Below are 19,486 nucleotides of genomic sequence, written 5' to 3'. Positions count from 1 at the left end.
TCAGTCTTCCTCCTCCATTCCGTCTCCGACTACTCGATAGACCTCATCCAACGAGGTAATGCCTTCGTTGACTAAAGCCAGACCGGCATGAAATAGCGAGTTGGATCGGGAGTACCAGGCATGTGCGTTGTCACATAACACTTTTCCGTTATCTGCCAGCGTTTGCTGTAGCGCAGGAGATAGGGTTAACAGATCGTAAATCGCTACACGGCCGTAATAGCCGGAAAAGCAGTGGTTGCAGCCCTGAGGACGCCATTGTTTCAAAGGGCCTGACCAGGATGCGTGGGAAGACACTGTTTCCGCAGGCACGGGCTGGCGACAGTGGGGGCACAGTCTGCGAACCAGGCGCTGTGCGATGATGAGCTTCAGCGCTGAGGCGAGCAGATAACCGGGGACGCCAAGGTGTCTTATCCGCGTGATGGTCTCGCTGGCTGAGTTCGTATGCAACGTGGATAGAACCAAGTGGCCGGTTTGCGCGGCTTTGACGGCAATATCTGCCGTTTCGGCGTCGCGAATTTCTCCTATCATGATGACGTCGGGATCCTGACGCAGTAGCGCTCGCAGTACCCGACCGAAGTCCAATCGACTTTTCGTGCTGACGGCGGTTTGATTGATCCCTTCCAACGGGATTTCGACAGGATCTTCCACGCTGCATATATTACAGCTGGTCGTGTTAAGCCAGCGTATGGCGCTGTATAGCGTAAAAGTTTTACCGCTCCCCGTTGGTCCGGTCACTAAAATCAATCCCTGAGGCAGACGTAGAACTCGTTTAAACGCCTTCAATGCGCCGGTGGCAAGCCCTAGCGTATCCAGTGTTAGCGCCTGTTGCTGCGTTTGTAATACTCGCAGCACGACCTTCTCGCCTGTCTGTATTGGCAGTGTGGCGATGCGTAGTGAATAACATTCCCGATCAAGTTGCAGGGTGAACTGGCCGTCCTGCGGCAGACGGCGTTCAGCAATATCCAGTTTTCCCATGATTTTAAGCCTAGCGATAAGTCGGGGTGTTAGTTCGTCAGGTGCTGACGGCACTTCCTGCAAAACCCCGTCAATGCGCAGTCGTATTCGGCAGTGCATCGTCATCGGTTCAAAATGGATATCCGAGGCCCTTCGCTGAATGGCTGAACTCAGCGTCTCGTTGATGAATTTAACCACCGGAATGTCTTCCTGCTCTTCGACCTCGGGGGTGGGCTGGTAGATTGAGGCTTTCTCCCTGGCGCTTGGCGGAGGGGAAAGCTGTTTTTCCAGTCTTGCGGCAGGCCATTTCTCGATCAGTACCCGGCGATTGCTGGCGAATTTCAGTGCTGTCAGCATTTCTACGGCGGGGGCGTTGCCGACAGCAACGGTAATAGACTGCTCATCTAGGGTCAGAAGCAAAGCGCGGTAACGCTGGCACAATATCTTGAGTTCATCGCTGAGTCTTGATGTCGTCATGGGATCACCCTGTCGCATCAGAGGCATCATCCAGACGGAAAACATCCAGACAGGCCTGCTTGAGCATATCGGCCCCGGCTTCCGCCAGGCAGTTTTTAGTCCAGCTCAACGATCCTGTCTGAGGCTCCAACGTCGGTGCAATCACCACGCTGAGCCCTTGCAGCGAGGATTGTCCTGTCAACGTGATGATGCCTTGGGAAACGCTAACCTGACTGATGTAACGTGTAGTTGTTCCCACAGGAATGCCCTGATCGCCCGCATCGCAGAGGGCCAGATCGGCATTGCTTAGTCCACAGAGGTCGACGGCCATTTTGTAGGACGCTGCCGTTTGCAGCATGTCGGTCATCGCTGCTTTTTGCAGGTATCCCTGATAGGCGGGAATTCCCAAGGCGCTTAGCATGGCAATGATGACAATCACGACCATCAGTTCAATCAGCGTAAACCCTTGCTGTAACATGATTTCAATCCTTGAGGTGGCGGATGGCGGCAGCATAAGGGACGACATAGACTTCGGCGATAGCCGATAAACTCATTCGGAATGCGCTTCGCAAACTGTTTGAACAATTGCAGTCAGCCTCCATTTTTTTGCCTGACGCCTTCCTATTTCTGTATTTGGCGCAGCATGAGAGTCGCCCTAAGCGGTATGCTAGCGATAACGGTGGGGCCTAAAGGGAGGCTTCACTGGTGTGTTAAGCCGCATAGCAGGTGAATGACGAGCAGGGGAAACATGCTACGCTTTGGTCTGTGTGAGAAGCTCGTGGCGCAGAGGATCTTGCATAAAACAACAGGTAATAGGAGCTGGTGGATGGAATTGATAGATGGATGGCTAACGGATGTGGCGCGGATCCCATCCCCTCATTGCGATGACCGGCCCGAGGGCGATACTCCTTCTCTGCTGGTGATACACAATATCAGCCTCCCGCCGGGAAAATTTGGCGGTCCTTATATCGATCAATTGTTTACCGGAAGGCTGCAAGCCTCGGAACATCCTTTTTTTGCCGAGATCAGTCATCTGAGAGTCTCAGCGCATTGCCTGATTCGTCGCGATGGCAGCATCGTGCAATATGTGCCCTTTGACCGTCGGGCCTGGCATGCGGGCGTCTCCAAATTTGAAGATCGCGAGCGCTGCAATGATTTCTCTATCGGCATTGAACTCGAAGGGACCGACACGCTCCCTTTCTCGGATGAGCAATACGGCCAGTTGGCGTTGGTGACGCGGCTTTTATGTCTGGCTTATCCGATTACGCCGAATCGAATTTGCGGTCACAGCGATATTGCTCCAGGTCGTAAAACCGATCCCGGTCCTGCTTTCGACTGGGATCGATACCGACATTTAGCGCAGGAATAGCGAGTGACAAAGGGAGTCCAAATTAATGACGCTGTTTACATTGTTGCTGGTTTTGGGATGGGAACGTGTGTTCAAACAGGGTGAGCATTGGCAGTTGGATCACCATTTCGCGGTGAGACTGCGGCATTTGTCTGCACCATCCTTGATACAAACTCTGTTTTTGACCGCGGCGGGTATGGCCATGACCGCGCTGCTGATGTGGCTGGTCAGCGGCTGGTTATTTGGTCTGCCGATGCTGATGCTTTGGGTCACTGTTGGTTTGCTCTGCGTGGGGGCGGGCGAAGTGAGGCTACACTATCACCGTTATTTGCAAGCGGCTCAACGGGGTGAAGCGGATGCGGAACGTCAGATGTCTGCTGAGTTAGCGCTGATTCATGGTTTACCAGTGGATGCTAATGAATCGGAAAGGCTCAAGGAATTACAGAACGCACTATTGTGGATTAATTTCCGTTATTACCTGGCTCCGTTGTTTTGGTTTGTGGTCGCCGGACCATACGGCCCCATTGCGTTAGTCGGTTATGCCTGCCTGAGGGCGCGTCAAACAATGCTTGCCCGCGACCATACGCCACTGGAACGCGCTAATTCTGGCGTGGATACGTTGCTACATTGGCTGGACTGGGTCCCCGTGCGGTTGGCAGGGGCGGCTTATGCGCTGCTGGGACACGGTGAAAAAGCGTTGCCTGCCTGGTTTGCCGCCTTATTGGATTTTCATAGTACCCAGTATTGGGTGCTCACTCAGCTGGCGCAATTTTCTCTGGCGCGTGAACCTCGCATCGATCCTTTAGCAACGCCGGTCGCGGCAGTGACGTTAGCCAAAAAGGTGACGCGGGTGATTGTGGTGGTGGTGGCGCTATTGACCATCTACGGCGCTCTGGTATGACTCTCTGCCTGAAGCCTGAAGCCTGAAGCCTGAAGCCTGAAGCCTGAAGCCTGAAGCCTGAAGCCTGAAGCCTGAAGCCTGAAGCCTGAAGCCTGAAGCCTGAAGCCTGAAGCCTGAAGCCTGAAGCCTGAAGCCTGAAGCCTGAAGCTCTTTAGGATTCGAAGAGTGGAAAGCTGAAAGGAAATTGAGGGGGTTTAGAGGATGGAGACCAAGCGAGCGACGTCGGTTAGCTACGCTATTCCTGGATTGATGCCGCCCTTGGCGCTGGCGGCATCGGCGTCACGAAAACGTTATTTAGACTGCTGACGCTGCTTAAGCCAGTAACCGCATCCCAGTACCGCTAACCAGATAGGGATCAGGATGACGGAAATACGAATCCCCGGCGTCAGGGCCATAATTACCAGAATTCCTGCCATGAACAGTAGGCACAGGTAGTTGCCGTAAGGATACAGCAACGCCCTAAACTTGGTTTTGACGCCTTCACGATCTTTATGCTGGCGGAATTTCATGTGCGCCAGGCTAATCATGGCCCAGTTGATGACCAGAGCTGAGACGACCAGCGCCATCAGCAGTTCCAGCGCTTTCCCGGGAATGAGATAGTTGATTAGGACGCAAAAAGCGGTTGCCAGCGCAGAAATCGCGATAGCAACGACAGGTACGCCACGCGCATCCACCGTGCTCAGCGCTTTGGGGCCATTACCTTGCTTAGACAGGCCATACAGCATGCGGCTGTTGCAATACACGCAGCTGTTGTAGACAGAAAGCGCCGCCGTCAGTACGACAATGTTCAGGATAGTGGCGACGACATCGCTGTTCAGCTCATGGAAAATCATCACGAAAGGGCTGCCGCCTTCTACAACTTTGCCCCACGGATACAGTGACAGCAGAATCGTCAGGGAGCCGATGTAGAAAATCAGGATGCGGTAGATTACCTGATTGGTGGCGCGAGGAATGCTTTTTTCAGGATCGTCCGCTTCTGCGGCGGTGATGCCGACAAGCTCCAGGCCGCCAAAAGAGAACATGATAACCGCCATCGCCATGACCAGACCCATGATCCCGTTCGGGAAGAAGCCGCCCTGATTCCAGAGATTGGTTACCGTGGCTTCGGGGCCGCCATGTCCGCTGAACAACAGCCAGCCGCCGAAAGCGATCATGCCGATAATGGCGCTCACCTTAATCAAGGCGAACCAGAACTCCATTTCCCCGTAAATCTTCACATTGGCGAGGTTGATGGCGTTGATGACCATGAAGAAGACGGCGGCGGAAACCCACGTCGGGATAGTTGGCCACCAATACTGAACGTAAATGCCGACGGCGCTGAGCTCAGCCATCGCCACGAGAACGTACAGCACCCAATAGTTCCAACCTGAGGCGAACCCGGCAAAGTTACCCCAATATTTGTAAGCGAAGTGACTGAAGGAGCCTGCTACAGGTTCCTCGACCGACATCTCTCCCAGCTGACGCATGATGAAAAACGCGATAATACCGCCGATAGCGTAGCCCAGCAGAACTGAAGGTCCTGCCATTTTGATTGTCTGCGCGATACCGAGAAACAGTCCCGTTCCCACTGCACCGCCGAGAGCAATCAACTGTATATGACGGTTTTTTAATCCACGCTTTAGCGTTCCGTCTTGTTGATTTTGCATGGCTTTACCTTCTGCCTATCTAAATGAAAGTCTTGAGAGCACCGCCAAAAATGTTGGCAGCTTTACATTGGTGTTGTTTTAAGTTTACGACTGCGGAGAGAGGAAAATAACCTTCCTACTACCGTTGGTCAGAGAATAGTGATAAGCGTCGATAATTGCACTGATTTATTCGTTGTGTGGCCTAAAGCCAAACCTAAAACTCCCCGTTACCTTTTCGATACCTACCGCGGGTTCCATCCTGTAATTGTCATGTAATGCTTAACATTTAATTTGAATGCGAATAGTTCAACGTTGCTGTCATTGTGAATTATTATGCAATAAATGCGGTTTTTATTCCATTGCAGAGGATTTAATCGTTTCAGCTGCTAGAGTTTTGTTCATGAAAAGTTGCAACAACGGCGTGAGAAATATTGGTAATACCAATTACCTATTAGCGTAATTACTCATTGGTTTGGACTTGTTGTTAAAAACTATAGCGATAGGGCAATTGTCATAGTAATCATATAGACAGAAGGTGAATACTTTGTTACTTTGACGCCACGTTTTTTAAATTGGTATTACCAATTAACTCCGCGCTTTTCGCCGAGACAATTTCGCCATGGCATACAGCAAGATCCGTCAGCCCAAACTATCAGATGTGATTGAACAGCAACTGGAGTTTCTGATCCTCGAAGGGACTTTGCGGCCCGGTGAAAAACTTCCTCCGGAACGTGAGCTCGCCAAACAGTTTGAGGTATCACGTCCTTCTCTCAGAGAGGCCATTCAACGGCTCGAAGGGAAAGGGCTGTTGCTACGTCGTCAGGGCGGCGGCACGTTTGTCCAGACCAATTTGTGGCAGAGCGTCAGCGACCCGCTGGCTGAGCTGCTCAGCAATCATCCTGAATCACAGTTTGATCTTCTTGAAACCCGTCATGCATTGGAAGGCATCGCAGCGTATTACGCGGCGCTACGCGGCACTGAATCCGATTTGCAACGCATTCGGGAATGCCATCTTTTGATCGAACAGGCGCGCGATTCCGGCGATTTAGACGCGGAAGCGGAAGCCGTTATGCACTATCAGGTCGCGGTAACGGAAGCGACGCATAACGTGGTCCTGCTGCACCTCTTGCGATGCATGGGGCCTATGCTGGAACAGAACGTAAGACAGAATTTCGAATTGCTCTACCTGAGTCGCGAAGTGTTGGCCAAGGTGAGTAGTCATCGCGCCAGAATTTTTGAGGCGATAGTCGCTCGTGAGCCGGAGCAGGCGCGCGAAGCTTCACACCGTCATCTGGCGTTTATAGAGGAAATATTGCTGGAACTGAACCGGGAACACAGCCGGCGAGAACGCTCATTGCGTCGGCTCCAGCAACGCAAGGACTAGGTGCTTTCACCGAGGCGCCGTTTGCGAAATACGAGACGATGAGCCTGTCTTCCTGCGCTTTTAACCCTATGGGCGCAGAGTGTATGAAGACAGGCTCCAGACAAATCAACTGAATTAGAAACAGATAAGGAATAGACCATGTCAGAACGTTTGAACAATGACGTGGATCCGATCGAAACGCGTGACTGGCTGCAGGCGATCGAATCGGTTATCCGTGAAGAAGGTGTTGAGCGCGCGCAGTTCCTGATTGATCAGGTTCTGAGCGAAGCACGTAAAGGCGGCGTGAAAACCGCTGCCGGCAGCGCAAGCAGCAGTTACATCAACAGCATCGCCGTTGAAGACGAACCTGCCTATCCGGGCAACCTTGATCTGGAGCGCCGTATTCGTTCAACGATCCGTTGGAATGCGGTCATGACCGTACTGCGCGCTTCTAAGAAAGATTTGGAACTGGGCGGCCACATGGCGTCCTATCAGTCCTCCGCCACCTTCTACGAAGTGTGTTTCAACCACTTCTTCCGCGCACGCAACGCGCAGGACGGCGGCGATCTGGTTTACTTCCAGGGACACATCTCCCCGGGCGTTTACGCTCGCGCATTTGTCGAAGGTCGTCTGACCGAAGAGCAGATGAACAATTTCCGTCAGGAAGTACACGGCCATGGCCTGTCTTCCTACCCGCACCCGAAACTGATGCCTGAATTCTGGCAGTTCCCGACCGTTTCTATGGGTCTGGGTCCTATCGGTGCGATTTATCAGGCCAAGTTCCTGAAGTACCTGGAACACCGTGGTCTGAAAGATACCTCTAAACAGACCGTCTACGCCTTCCTGGGCGACGGCGAGATGGATGAGCCGGAATCCAAAGGCGCCATCACCATCGCCACCCGTGAAAAACTGGACAACCTGGTCTTCGTCATCAACTGCAACCTGCAGCGTCTGGACGGTCCGGTTACCGGTAACGGCAAGATCATCAACGAGCTGGAAGGCGTGTTCGGCGGCGCTGGCTGGGAAGTGATCAAGGTCATCTGGGGCGGTCGTTGGGATGAACTGCTGCGTAAAGACACCAGCGGTAAGCTGATTCAGCTGATGAATGAAACCGTGGATGGCGACTACCAGACCTTCAAATCGAAAAACGGCGCCTACGTGCGTGAGCACTTCTTCGGTAAGTATCCGGAAACCGCAGCGCTGGTCAAAGACTGGACTGACGATGAAATCTGGGCACTGAACCGCGGCGGCCACGATCCGAAGAAAGTCTATGCAGCGCTGAAAAAAGCGCAGGACACCAAGGGTAAACCGATCGTTATTCTGGCGCATACCATCAAGGGTTACGGTATGGGTGATGCGGCCGAAGGCAAGAACATCGCTCACCAGGTCAAGAAGATCAACATGGAAGGCGTTCGCTACTTCCGCGACCGTTTCAATGTGCCGGTCAAAGACGAAGAGCTGGAAAAACTGCCTCTGCTGACCTTCGATAAAGATTCCGAAGAGCATAAATATCTGCACGAACGTCGTCAGGCGCTGGAAGGCTACGTGCCGTCCCGTCAGCCTAATTTCAGCGGTTCTCTGGATCTGCCGACGCTGGAAGACTTCGGTCCCCTGCTGGAAGAGCAGAACAAAGAGATCTCCACCACCATCGCTTTCGTTCGTGCCCTGAACGTGATGCTGAAGAACAAGTCGATCAAAGATCGTCTGGTGCCGATCATCGCGGATGAAGCACGTACCTTCGGTATGGAAGGTCTGTTCCGTCAGATTGGTATCTACAGCCCGAACGGCCAGCAGTACACCCCGCAGGACCGTGAGCAGGTGGCGTACTACAAAGAAGACGAGAAAGGTCAGATTCTGCAGGAAGGGATCAACGAACTGGGCGCTGGCGCATCCTGGCTGGCGGCGGCAACGTCATACAGCACTAACGACCTGCCGATGATTCCGTTCTATATCTACTACTCCATGTTCGGGTTCCAGCGTATCGGCGACCTGTGCTGGGCTGCCGGCGACCAGCAGGCGCGCGGCTTCCTGATCGGCGGTACCTCTGGTCGTACGACGCTGAACGGCGAAGGTTTGCAGCACGAAGATGGCCACAGCCACATTCAGTCTCTGACTATCCCGAACTGTATCTCCTACGATCCGGCGTTCGCCTACGAAGTCGCTGTCATCATGCATGACGGTCTGCATCGTATGTACGGCGAAGCGCAAGAGAACGTTTATTATTACATCACGACGCTGAACGAAAACTATCACATGCCAGCTATGCCGCAGGGCGCCGAAGACGGCATCCGCAAAGGTATCTACAAGCTGGAAACGGTAGAAGGCAGCAAAGGCAAGGTACAGCTGCTGGGCTCCGGCTCCATCCTGCGCCATGTCCGCGAAGCCGCTGTGATCCTGTCCAAGGACTACGGCATCGGTTCCGACGTCTACAGCGTGACTTCCTTCACCGAACTGGCTCGCGACGGCCAGGACTGCGAACGTTGGAACATGCTGCACCCGGCCGAAACGCCGCGCGTACCGTACATCGCTCAGGTGATGAGCGAAGCGCCAGCCGTGGCTTCGACCGACTACATGAAGCTGTTCGCCGAGCAGGTACGTACTTACATCCCGGCTAGCGACTACCGCGTTCTGGGTACGGACGGCTTCGGTCGCTCCGACAGCCGTGAGAACCTGCGTCACCACTTCGAAGTGGATGCGTCTTACGTGGTTGTAGCCGCATTGGGCGAGCTGGCTAAACGCGGCGAAGTTGAAGCTTCTGTAGTGGCTGAAGCCATCAAGAAATTCAACATCGACCCTGAGAAAGTTAACCCGCGTCTGGCATAAGAGGGCAAGATTACATGGCTATCGAAATCAATGTTCCGGATATCGGTTCGGACGAAGTTGAAATCACCGAAGTAATGGTGAAAGTCGGCGACACTGTTGAAGCAGAACAGTCGCTGATTACGGTGGAAGGCGATAAGGCCTCCATGGAAGTGCCTTCCCCTCAGGCGGGCGTGGTGAAAGAAATCAAGATTGCCGTCGGCGACAAAGTCTCCACCGGTTCTCTGATCATGGTCTTTGATTCGGCAGACAGCGCGGCAGAAGCGCCGGCCCCGGCAGCAGCACAGCCGGAAGCGGCTCCGGCCGCCGCCAGCGCAGTGAAAGACGTTGAAGTGCCGGACATCGGCGGCGATGAAGTCGAAGTCACCGAAGTGATGGTAAACGTCGGCGACAGCGTGGAAGCCGAACAGTCTCTGATCACCGTAGAAGGCGACAAAGCCTCTATGGAAGTCCCGGCGCCGTTCGCGGGTGTGGTCAAAGAAATCAAGATCGCCACGGGCGACAAGGTGAAAACCGGCTCTCTGATCATGGTGTTTGAAGTGGCAGGCGCTGCGCCAGCCGCTCAGGCAAGCCAGCCGGCCGCAGCTCCGGCTGCCGCCGCCAGCACCGGTTCTGCCGCGAAAGACGTCAACGTCCCGGATATCGGCGGCGACGAAGTTGAAGTCACCGAAGTGATGGTCAGCGTCGGCGACAAAGTCACGGCAGAACAGTCGGTGATCACCGTGGAAGGCGACAAGGCTTCCATGGAAGTTCCGGCGCCGTTCGCGGGTACGGTCAAAGAGATCAAGATCGCTGTTGGCGACAAGGTGAAAACCGGCTCTCTGATCATGGTATTTGAAGTCGAAGGCGCCGCCCCGGCTGCTGCACCTGCTCCGGCTGCGAAATCCGAAACGACGGCTGCCGCACCGGCCAAAGCCGCGCCAGCCGCTGCTCCGGCCGCCAGTGCGAAAAGCGAGTTCGCTGAGAACGATGCCTACGTGCATGCGACGCCGGTCATCCGTCGTCTGGCGCGCGAGTTCGGCGTCAATCTGGCGAAGGTGAAGGGAACAGGTCGTAAAGGCCGTATCCTGCGCGAAGACGTACAGGCTTATGTGAAAGATGCGGTGAAACGCGCTGAATCCGCTCCGGCGGCGGGTGCTGCGGGCGGCTCTCTGCCGGGTCTGCTGCCTTGGCCGAAAGTCGACTTCAGCAAATTCGGCGAAGTCGAAGAAGTGGAACTGGGTCGTATTCAGAAGATCTCCGGCGCCAACCTGCATCGCAACTGGGTGATGATCCCGCACGTGACGCAGTTCGACGAAGCGGATATCACCGAAGTCGAAGCGTTCCGTAAACAGCAGAACGTGGAAGCTGAGAAGAAGAAACTGGACGTGAAGATCACGCCTGTCGTGTTCATCATGAAAGCCGTCGCGAAAGCGCTGGAAGAGTTCCCGCGTTTCAACAGCTCCCTGTCCGAAGACGGTCAGCGTCTGACGCTGAAAAAATACGTCAACGTCGGTGTCGCGGTGGATACGCCGAACGGTCTGGTTGTGCCGGTGTTCCGTGATGTGAACAAGAAAGGCATCGTGGAACTGTCTCGCGAGCTGATGGAAATCTCCAAAAAAGCTCGCGCAGGCAAACTGACGGCTTCCGACATGCAGGGCGGATGCTTCACCATTTCCAGCCTGGGCGGTCTTGGCACCACGGCGTTCACGCCGATCGTCAACGCACCGGAAGTGGCTATCCTTGGCGTCTCCAAATCGGCGACCAAGCCGGTCTGGAACGGCAAAGAGTTCGCGCCGCGCCTGATGTTGCCATTGTCTCTGTCATTCGACCACCGTGTTATCGACGGTGCGGACGGCGCGCGTTTCATCAGCTTCATCAACAACGTGATGTCTGATATTCGTCGTCTGGTGATGTAACTGCTGGGACCGGCCTGCGGGCCGGTCTTTTGGCTAACGTCGATGCCGTGGCGGCAACTGCTCACCGCGGCATGTTTGAGACGCAGATCCCCCTGGCTCGCCTTGCAGAGCGTTAACAACTCTGTAAACTCAATGTCAGTGTGGGGCGTCCCGGTGGATGACGGGCGTACTGATCCATAACAACCACGTCTGACCGCCGGACAAACAAAACAAGAGGTCATGATGAGTACTGAAATTAAAGCCCAGGTGGTGGTGCTTGGCGCGGGCCCTGCAGGTTATTCTGCGGCGTTCCGTTGCGCGGACTTAGGTCTGGACACCGTACTGGTAGAACGCTATTCCACGTTGGGCGGGGTTTGCCTCAACGTCGGATGTATCCCTTCCAAAGCTTTACTGCACGTTGCGAAAGTCATCGAAGAAGCTAAGGCGCTTGCTACGCACGGTATCGTGTTCGGCGAACCTCAGACCGACATCGACAAAATTCGCTCCTGGAAAGAAAAAGTCATCAACCAGCTGACCGGCGGTTTGGCGGGTATGGCGAAAGGCCGTAAAGTCAAAGTGGTGAACGGTCTGGGCAAATTCACCGGCGCGAACACGCTGGTTGTTGAAGGCGAAGGTGGCAACACCACCATCAACTTCGACAATGCGATCATCGCTGCGGGCTCCCGTCCGATCCAGCTGCCGTTTATTCCGCATGAAGATCCGCGCGTATGGGACTCCACCGATGCGCTGGAGCTGAAAACCGTACCGGAACGCATGCTGATCATGGGCGGCGGTATCATCGGTCTGGAAATGGGGACCGTCTACCACGCGTTAGGTTCCAAGATCGACGTCGTTGAAATGTTCGATCAGGTGATCCCGGCCGCCGATAAAGATGTCGTAAAAACCTTCACCAAGCGCATCAGCAAGAAGTTCGGCATGATGCTGGAAACCAAAGTGACCGCGGTAGAAGCCAAAGAAGACGGCATCTACGTCACGATGGAAGGTAAAAACGCACCGGCAGAACCTCAGCGCTATGATGCGGTGCTGGTCGCTATCGGTCGTCTGCCGAACGGCAAACTGCTGGATGCGGGTCAGGCTGGGGTTGAAGTTGACGATCGCGGCTTTATCCACGTCGACAAACAGATGCGCACCAACGTGCCGCACATCTACGCCATCGGCGATATCGTCGGTCAGCCGATGCTGGCGCACAAAGGCGTACATGAAGGTCACGTCGCCGCAGAAGTCATCGCCGGTAAGAAGCATTACTTCGATCCGAAAGTGATCCCGTCCATCGCCTATACCGAACCGGAAGTGGCGTGGGTGGGTCTGACAGAGAAAGAAGCGAAAGAGAAGGGTATCAGCTACGAAACCGCGATCTTCCCTTGGGCGGCATCAGGCCGTGCCATCGCTTCCGACTGTGCGGACGGCATGACCAAGCTGATCTTCGAAAAAGAAAGCCATCGCATCATCGGTGGGGCGATCGTCGGGACTAACGGCGGCGAACTGCTGGGTGAAATCGGTCTGGCTATCGAAATGGGCTGCGACGCGGAAGATATCGCGTTGACGATCCATGCTCACCCGACGCTGCACGAATCTATTGGGCTGGCGGCGGAAGTGTACGAAGGCAGCATCACCGACTTGCCGAACCCGAAAGCGAAGAAAAAATAAGCTGACGACGAGGATGCACAGGCAAAAATAAGCGCCTGCGTACCACGACAAGACAAAAAATCCGGGGCATTTGTGCCGCCGGATTTTTTTTGTCTCACGATTGCCGAGCGGCAGGAAAAGGCCGCGCTCGGGCATTATTAATTTAGCAGCAGCGGTAATAGCGCATGCAGGTCGCCTGAGCGTTGCAGTCGGCAGTGTTCGAGCACGAGCTCACTGTCTCGCTGGGGCAGCGTCGCGAGATTTTGCCGGAGTTTTTCGCCAAGGTCCGCCGGATACGCAAGGGTGTCCTGCCGGGTGACTCGGGCTGTCAGTTGCTCCCCGTCGCGCAAATAAAGCGTGACCTCGTGAAAACGCGCCTCAGGATTCAGCTCGTCCGGCGGCGCGTTGGGGTCCGCACGGCGCGTCACCCGGTCCGCCAGCGCGGAAATAACGGGATCAACCGGTTCGGGGCCGAAGCGCGTTAGCGACTGCGAGCCGTCCACCAGCGCGGTCGCAATTACATATTCGAGGCTGAAGCGTGCTTCTACGCCGGTTGCTGCATGCCGGATGAACGGAGCGGTATCGCCTCCGGGAGGAAAGCGGACGGTGATATGGTCGATATCCTCAATCAGCGAACGGTTGCTGTCCGAATAGCGCGCAATCCACTGCGCTCTGAGTATCAGCGCAGCGTCTGCCGCGCTGTGGGTTCCGCTACAGGTGGCAAAGCGTTTGAACTCCAGACCGGGGGAGAGGATTCGCCACTGTTGCCCCCAGTCAGCGGTCCAGCGTTCCGGCTGCTGCTGGCCTTCGCCGTGGGTGGCGAGAAAGGCTTCCAGAACCTGTCGTGGACGGCCTGCGAATCCAGCTAATGCCAGCTTCACGGCGGTAAGACCAGCGCGGGCCGCCAGTCCGGCATGCAGCGGTTTGGCGTCGCTCCCGAATTGCGCTCGCAGCCCGGCGGCCTGCGTCGCGGCGAGGCCCAGACTATTTTGGGTTTGCGCCACGCTGGCGTTCGCCAGTCGCGAGGCGGCAGCTGCGGCGGCCAGTGTTCCCAGCGTCGCTGTGTTATGAAATCCCTGTGCATAGTGACGGGGGCCCGAGGCCAGACCGCCGCGGCCCGCCACTTCGACGCCGATGACATACGCGCTGAGGAAATCCATCTCCGTTACGGTGGGGATTTCCGCCGCCAGTGCGAAAAGCGCAGGCAGGATCACCGTGCTGGGATGGCCGCGAAACGCCGGGTGGAAGTCATCGAAGTCCAATGCATGTCCGGCGTAGCCGAGCCTCAGACTGCGCGATAGGCTGTCGTCACCGCTGAACACCTGTTTCAGGGCGATGAGTCCCGCGTCGGCGACCGCCCCTTGTGTGACGGGCAACGCCGAAGCGACGAAATCGAGCACCCCGCGACGCGCCGCATGGAGGGCGTCGTCGGGCGGCGTACTGGTGACGACGAGTTCAGCTAATGCTGACGTGATATCCGAAGATGGAAGGGTCATAAAACAGCAAGCCATCGAGATGAAAACAGGGGGTTAATTTACCGTGGCGACGGGCTGTCGTCGTATAACCAAGCGCCATAAGCTAGGTAGCTTTGCTATATGCTGACGGCGCTTTTTTCTCAAAATCGCTCTTTGATTTGCCCCGGCGTCACGCCGAAAGTGCGGCGCAAGGCGGTGGTGAAGTTGGCCGAGCTGTTGTAGCCAGCGAGGCTGGCCGCCTGTGAGATAGGAATGCCGTCGCGTTGCAATGCCAGCATGGCGCGCCGTAGTCGGCAGGTGCGCAGGTATTCGAAAACGGTGACGTGGAAGGTGTGGCGGAAATGACGCTGGAGCGTGCTGGCGCTCATGTTGACGCGCTTGGCGATGTCATCCATCGAGAGCTGATCCGCCTCGCCGCTTTCCAGCATGTCGCGGACTTGCTGAATGCGGTGGTGGTTGCGCAGGTCAATGCCGTCTCGGTGCCTGGTCTGACTTTGGGCGGTCAGAGAGCTGAGGGCTTCGATAATTAGCAACATGCACTGACTTTCCAGATACAGCCGCTGCAACGGGGTGCTACAGCCTGGCGAATTAAGGATCTGCCAGGCGATGGTCTGCGCTTGCCGGGACGGTATCCACAGGTGGGTGGCGAGGTGGGTTTGCGAGAAGTCGTAAATGGCCTGCCAATCGCTGACGCTGTCCATCAAATTACCGTACAACCACTCCTGACTGAAGGTCAGCGATACCGTTCGCTCATGTTCATTACGTTTGCCGTGGCGGCTGAATCGCGTGGGCTCGGTGAGTGCGATGAGCGATGCGGGCTGGACGTTGCCAAGATGCAACTGCTGCTCGCCATAGGTCACATGCGCGATGCCGTTGACGACAATCGCCAGCTTGAGCGCGCCGTTCAGAAGCGTCTGCGTTTTCATATTGGTCAGGTTCACCACATCTGCGGTGTGCAGGATCAAATCGCGGTTGAGCTGAGTGACGTTGAATTCGCCAAATAACAGCGGCGTATCGTCTATACCGCCCGGCGTCAGAAAGCGATAATCCCTGGTAATTAATTTCGTACTCTGAACAATATGATTTTTAAATATATTCTTGGATGCTGGTACTTTATTGTCCATGTTTTCCCTTCATTTTGTCTGGCTATCCTTTGCCATTTCGATGTTTACGCAAAACATTTTGCCGTTTTCGCAAACCTTGCATCAGAGAACAAATGTAACAATGATCGCGCCAAAAGGGTAACGCAAACGATTATCAATGATGCTTTCTTGCTGACGGTCCATCTTTCGCGCCGGTCATTTTGTTTCGCGCAGAACGTTGCTTTCTATTGCATAAGGGAAGATCGAAGGAAATGCCCCGGTCTATCAGCAGCCGTTTTTCCAAATAATAAAGAGATAGGGCGATTCAAATGACCAAATACCCACCCCGCCATTGTTTGGCGACGTTGATAGGGTTGGCCTGCTCCACCTTGTCCGGTCTGACATGGGCTGAGACAGCCGAAACGACGAACACAACCACCGCCGCAGGGGCGGCTGCGATCAACACCAGGGAACCGATCGCGACGACGAAAGCCCCGACATCCACCGAGACTTCAGCCGCCAATACCAGGGATCAGGGCCAAAGCGCGGAGAATGCGGATACGATGATTGTGACTGCCGCAGAGCAGACTCGTCAGGCGCCAGGTGTTTCCACCATTACGGCGGAAGACATCAGGAAACGGCCGCCGGCGAATGATTTGTCGGCGCTGATCCGTACCATGCCAGGGGTGAATCTGTCAGGAAACTCGACCAGCGGTCAACGCGGCAACAACCGTCAGATTGATATTCGCGGCATGGGGCCGGAAAACACCTTGATTCTGGTGGACGGCAAGCCCGTGTCCAGCCGGAACGCCGTGCGCTACGGCTGGCGTGGCGAGCGCGATACCCGCGGCGACACCGGCTGGGTGCCTGCGGACATGGTCGAACGCATCGACGTGCTGCGCGGTCCGGCGGCGGCCCGCTATGGCAATGGCGCGGCGGGCGGCGTGGTAAATATCATCACCAAACCGCCGACGAAAGAGTGGCATGGCAGCTGGAACGCTTACATGAATATGCCGGTGCATAAGGCGGAAGGGACGACCAAGCGTACCGACTTCAGCCTGATGGGCGGCCTGACCGATAACCTCAGTCTGCGTCTCTACGGTAATTTCAATAAAACGCAGGCTGATGCCTGGGGCATCAATCAGGGTCACCAGTCGGAGAGAACCGGCGCCTATGCCAGTTCGTTGCCCGCGGGGCGTGAAGGGATGAGTAACAAGGACATCAACGGCGTGCTGCACTGGGATATCACCGCACAGCAGTCGCTGGAGTTTGAAGTGGGCTCAAGCCGCCAGGGCAATCTTTACTCTGGCGATACGCAAAATACCAACAGCAACAGTTATGTGGTCGGTAATTACGGCAAAGAGACCAACCGGATGTACCGCCAGAACTACGCGATGACCCATCGTGGTTACTGGGATAGCGGCATCAGCACGACATCGTATGTGCAGTATGAACGGACCCAAAACACCCGCATCACGGAAGGGCTGGCGGGCGGCACGGAGGGCATTTTCTCCAGCGCCAACGACTACGGTACGACCAAGCTGGATACCGTGACCGCGCACAACGAGGTCAATATTCCGTTTGAAGCACTGTTCAGCCAGACGGCGACGGTGGGCGTCGAGTGGTCGGAGCAAAAAATGAAAGATCCGACGTCGACCTCGCAGGCGCTGTCCGGCGGCACGATCGACGGTTATGCCAACGGGACGCGCAGCGGCAAGATGTCGGCGCGTATCGCTTCGGTATTTGCAGAAGACAATATCGAGCTGACGCCCAGCACCATGTTAACGCCGGCGCTGCGGTTTGATCACCACAGCATCGCGGGCGGCAACTGGAGTCCCGGCCTTAATCTCTCGCAGGAGCTGGGCGACGACTTCACGCTGAAATTGGGCATCGCTCGCGCCTACAAAGCACCTAACCTCTACCAGCTCAACCCGAACTATCTGTTGTATAGCCGCGGACAAGGCTGTTACGTCAGTGGAACCAACGGCTGTTATCTGTTGGGGAACGATGAGTTAAAGGCAGAAACCAGCATCAACAAAGAAATCGGGCTGGAGTTTCACCGTGACGGCTATCAGGCGGGGCTGACGTATTTCCGCAATGATTATCGCAACAAGATTGAAGCCGGTATGTCCCCGATTGGGAGGAGCACCAATGGCAGCACCTACGTCTTCCAGTGGGAAAACGTGCCCAAGTCGGTGGTGGAAGGGTTAGAAGGCTCGCTGAATATTCCGGTGTCGGACACCGTCAGCTGGAACAACAACCTGACGTGGATGCTGCGTTCGGAAAACAAAACCACCGGGGATTACCTCTCCATCACGCCGCAGTTTACGCTAAATTCATCCGTGAGCTGGCAGGCGACCGACAAGCTGTCGTTACTGGCCGATTTGACCTGGTATGGGCGTCAAAAGCCGAAGAAATATAACTATAAAGGCGAGGCGGTCAGCGGCTCCGAGCTGACCCAGGTCAGTCCGTATTCGGTTGTCGGTCTGAGCGGAACGTACCAATTCAATAAGAATGTCAGTCTGACCGCCGGTGTGGATAACCTGTTCGACAAGCGCCAGTTCCGTGCGGGTAACGCGCAGTCGGTAAGGAACCTGACTACCAATGTCGTCACCATTGCCGGTGCGGGCGCGGCCACGTTCAATGAGCCGGGCAGAACCTTCTTTATGGGGATTAACACCAGTTTCTAAGGCGTTGCGAGCGGGAACAACTTACCCGATCCGCTCTGCAACAAGGTCGCAGACTGTCGGGAAGGAACCCGTTCGGGCGCGACGTCGGTTATACAGGAGGCAGGGTGTATCAATTGCTCAATACCAGGGACGATATCGTTGAGTCTGCGGCGCGCGGCCATTACCGCGTGATGACGTGGAGCCCCGACGGCGGGGCGGGTCCCCCGGATGAAGGGTGGCCGGTGATTTACCTGCTGGACGGCGCCAAGTATTTCTCTATGGCGGCTTCCGTCATGGCATCGCTTAGCCGACCTCGCTGCGGTATTACACCGGGGATTGTGGTGGGGATTGATTATGTCGGCACCTCCCGGCGCGATAAGGATTACCGTCCGGCGGTCGCGCACCGCGTGTTGGAGCCCAATCCACAGGGCGGCTACTATCCAGCCGGAATGGCAGGCGACGCCGCGGGATTTCGCCGCTTTCTTATCGCTGAATTGAAACCGATGATCGCGACCCGCTATCCCATCGACCTGCAACGCGAAGCGCTGTTCGGGCACTCCTACGGCGGATTGTTCTCCGTAGATACGCTGTTCTGGGCGCGGGAGAGCTTCCAGCATTATTACGCCTGCAGCCCCTCGGTGTGGTGGAACGACGAGTATATTTTGCATCAGGCGGCTTCGCTCAACCTGCAAAACCCGACCCTTTCGCCGGTGAGTCTGATGTTGAGCGTCGGTGAATATGAGCAGTCACTGGAGCCGTGGGAGAGGGGATTGCCCAGCGGGCAACGGGAGATCTTGCGAAAGCATCGTCGGCAGCGCAGGATGGTCGATGGCGTACGTGAGTTGGCGATGATTATGGAAAATCGGGCGCCGGAAGTGGATGTCTCCCTGCAAATTTACCCCGGACAGTCGCACCAGTCCGTTCCTTTCCTGGCGTTGCACACCGCCTTACGCCACCATTTCCATCCGACCTGACCCGTTGCTATGCGCCCTGTGCCCTCACGCCCTAACAATCCAAGAGCGCAGCGGCAAGGACGTTATATAACCCATTGATATAAATCACATCTTCGTTAGCCTTTTCGTGAACGCATGGTGCGTTTCTGCGCGCCCATGCTATTCTGCTGACGTGAGTGAGTGAGCGATTAAGCAACGATAATTCCACCGCGATCGCGGTTAAATACGCCAAATGTTGCTATTATGTGAACGAAATAACGAGCGATCTCACCCAGATAGGCTGACGACGCTGAGCCGGGCACGCGAAATCTTGCTT

13 protein-coding genes are annotated in these 19,486 nt (G+C 55.6%); 8 read left to right on the top strand and 5 right to left on the bottom strand.

Going from position 1 to position 19,486, the window contains the following annotated elements; all coding sequences use genetic code 11:
• Complete coding sequence (gene gspE, locus CKQ53_RS02385) at nucleotides 1-1,431, bottom strand: type II secretion system protein GspE (RefSeq protein WP_094118117.1); 1,431 nt, start codon at nucleotides 1,429-1,431, stop codon at nucleotides 1-3.
• A 4-nt stretch (nucleotides 1,432-1,435) separates the two neighbouring features.
• The gene (gene ppdD / locus CKQ53_RS02380) at nucleotides 1,436-1,888 is read right to left on the bottom strand and encodes a prepilin peptidase-dependent pilin (protein WP_094118113.1); all 453 of its coding nucleotides are present in this window, start codon (nucleotides 1,886-1,888) and stop codon (nucleotides 1,436-1,438) included.
• Nucleotides 1,889-2,236: 348 nt separating this feature from the next.
• On the opposite strand from ppdD, the gene ampD reads away from it, so the two are divergent.
• Both ampD and ampE read left to right on the top strand, forming a co-directional pair.
• Nucleotides 2,237-2,779, top strand: a complete 543-nt coding sequence (ampD, locus tag CKQ53_RS02375; protein ID WP_085652383.1) for a 1,6-anhydro-N-acetylmuramyl-L-alanine amidase AmpD — start codon at nucleotides 2,237-2,239, stop codon at nucleotides 2,777-2,779.
• Between the two features lie 25 nt (nucleotides 2,780-2,804).
• Complete coding sequence (ampE, locus tag CKQ53_RS02370; protein ID WP_085652384.1) at nucleotides 2,805-3,659, top strand: beta-lactamase regulator AmpE; 855 nt, start codon at nucleotides 2,805-2,807, stop codon at nucleotides 3,657-3,659.
• 290 nt (nucleotides 3,660-3,949) lie between these two features.
• Here ampE and CKQ53_RS02360 read toward each other — a convergent pair whose 3' ends face one another.
• Nucleotides 3,950-5,305 carry an amino acid permease gene (locus CKQ53_RS02360; protein ID WP_118894610.1) on the bottom strand — a complete coding sequence of 452 codons (1,356 nt, stop codon included), beginning with the start codon at nucleotides 5,303-5,305 and terminating at the stop codon, nucleotides 3,950-3,952.
• Nucleotides 5,306-5,903: 598 nt separating this feature from the next.
• Between CKQ53_RS02360 and pdhR the strand changes: the two genes are divergently transcribed.
• From pdhR to lpdA, 4 genes are all read left to right on the top strand, one after another.
• Complete coding sequence (pdhR, locus tag CKQ53_RS02355) at nucleotides 5,904-6,668, top strand: pyruvate dehydrogenase complex transcriptional repressor PdhR (RefSeq protein WP_085652941.1); 765 nt, start codon at nucleotides 5,904-5,906, stop codon at nucleotides 6,666-6,668.
• A gap of 138 nt (nucleotides 6,669-6,806) precedes the next feature.
• Nucleotides 6,807-9,470 (top strand): pyruvate dehydrogenase (acetyl-transferring), homodimeric type, encoded by a 2,664-nt coding sequence (gene aceE, locus CKQ53_RS02350; RefSeq protein WP_085652940.1) that lies wholly within the window; start codon nucleotides 6,807-6,809, stop codon nucleotides 9,468-9,470.
• 14 nt (nucleotides 9,471-9,484) lie between these two features.
• Nucleotides 9,485-11,365: a pyruvate dehydrogenase complex dihydrolipoyllysine-residue acetyltransferase gene (gene aceF, locus CKQ53_RS02345; protein WP_094118882.1), complete on the top strand. Its 1,881-nt coding sequence runs from the start codon at nucleotides 9,485-9,487 to the stop codon at nucleotides 11,363-11,365.
• A 222-nt stretch (nucleotides 11,366-11,587) separates the two neighbouring features.
• On the top strand, nucleotides 11,588-13,012 hold the full coding sequence (gene lpdA / locus CKQ53_RS02340; protein ID WP_085652938.1) for a dihydrolipoyl dehydrogenase: 1,425 nt from the start codon (nucleotides 11,588-11,590) through the stop codon (nucleotides 13,010-13,012).
• A gap of 137 nt (nucleotides 13,013-13,149) precedes the next feature.
• Here lpdA and CKQ53_RS02335 read toward each other — a convergent pair whose 3' ends face one another.
• Both CKQ53_RS02335 and CKQ53_RS02330 read right to left on the bottom strand, forming a co-directional pair.
• Nucleotides 13,150-14,487: an MmgE/PrpD family protein gene (locus CKQ53_RS02335; protein WP_094118883.1), complete on the bottom strand. Its 1,338-nt coding sequence runs from the start codon at nucleotides 14,485-14,487 to the stop codon at nucleotides 13,150-13,152.
• Between the two features lie 119 nt (nucleotides 14,488-14,606).
• Nucleotides 14,607-15,590 carry a helix-turn-helix transcriptional regulator gene (locus CKQ53_RS02330; protein ID WP_118894608.1) on the bottom strand — a complete coding sequence of 328 codons (984 nt, stop codon included), beginning with the start codon at nucleotides 15,588-15,590 and terminating at the stop codon, nucleotides 14,607-14,609.
• 287 nt (nucleotides 15,591-15,877) lie between these two features.
• On the opposite strand from CKQ53_RS02330, the gene CKQ53_RS02325 reads away from it, so the two are divergent.
• Complete coding sequence (locus CKQ53_RS02325; RefSeq protein ID WP_094118884.1) at nucleotides 15,878-18,238, top strand: TonB-dependent siderophore receptor; 2,361 nt, start codon at nucleotides 15,878-15,880, stop codon at nucleotides 18,236-18,238.
• Nucleotides 18,239-18,342: 104 nt separating this feature from the next.
• Nucleotides 18,343-19,191, top strand: a complete 849-nt coding sequence (locus tag CKQ53_RS02320; protein ID WP_094118885.1) for an alpha/beta hydrolase — start codon at nucleotides 18,343-18,345, stop codon at nucleotides 19,189-19,191.
• The last annotated feature ends 295 nt before the right edge of the window (nucleotides 19,192-19,486 follow it).

Origin of the sequence: Lonsdalea britannica, assembly GCF_003515985.1 — a bacterium.
GTDB lineage: Bacteria > Pseudomonadota > Gammaproteobacteria > Enterobacterales > Enterobacteriaceae > Lonsdalea > Lonsdalea britannica.
This window is presented reverse-complemented; position numbering and strand designations above follow the sequence as displayed.

What these genes read in the sequence shown, in the direction of transcription:
- CKQ53_RS02330 (WP_118894608.1), bottom strand. Translation starts at nt 15,590, where the DNA reads ATGGACAATAAAGTACCAGCATCCAAGAATATATTTAAAAATCATATT.
- aceE (WP_085652940.1), top strand. Translation starts at nt 6,807, where the DNA reads ATGTCAGAACGTTTGAACAATGACGTGGATCCGATCGAAACGCGTGAC.
- pdhR (WP_085652941.1), top strand. Translation starts at nt 5,904, where the DNA reads ATGGCATACAGCAAGATCCGTCAGCCCAAACTATCAGATGTGATTGAA.
- CKQ53_RS02335 (WP_094118883.1), bottom strand. Translation starts at nt 14,487, where the DNA reads ATGACCCTTCCATCTTCGGATATCACGTCAGCATTAGCTGAACTCGTC.
- aceF (WP_094118882.1), top strand. Translation starts at nt 9,485, where the DNA reads ATGGCTATCGAAATCAATGTTCCGGATATCGGTTCGGACGAAGTTGAA.
- lpdA (WP_085652938.1), top strand. Translation starts at nt 11,588, where the DNA reads ATGAGTACTGAAATTAAAGCCCAGGTGGTGGTGCTTGGCGCGGGCCCT.
- ppdD (WP_094118113.1), bottom strand. Translation starts at nt 1,888, where the DNA reads ATGTTACAGCAAGGGTTTACGCTGATTGAACTGATGGTCGTGATTGTC.
- gspE (WP_094118117.1), bottom strand. Translation starts at nt 1,431, where the DNA reads ATGACGACATCAAGACTCAGCGATGAACTCAAGATATTGTGCCAGCGT.
- ampE (WP_085652384.1), top strand. Translation starts at nt 2,805, where the DNA reads ATGACGCTGTTTACATTGTTGCTGGTTTTGGGATGGGAACGTGTGTTC.
- CKQ53_RS02360 (WP_118894610.1), bottom strand. Translation starts at nt 5,305, where the DNA reads ATGCAAAATCAACAAGACGGAACGCTAAAGCGTGGATTAAAAAACCGT.
- CKQ53_RS02325 (WP_094118884.1), top strand. Translation starts at nt 15,878, where the DNA reads ATGACCAAATACCCACCCCGCCATTGTTTGGCGACGTTGATAGGGTTG.
- ampD (WP_085652383.1), top strand. Translation starts at nt 2,237, where the DNA reads ATGGAATTGATAGATGGATGGCTAACGGATGTGGCGCGGATCCCATCC.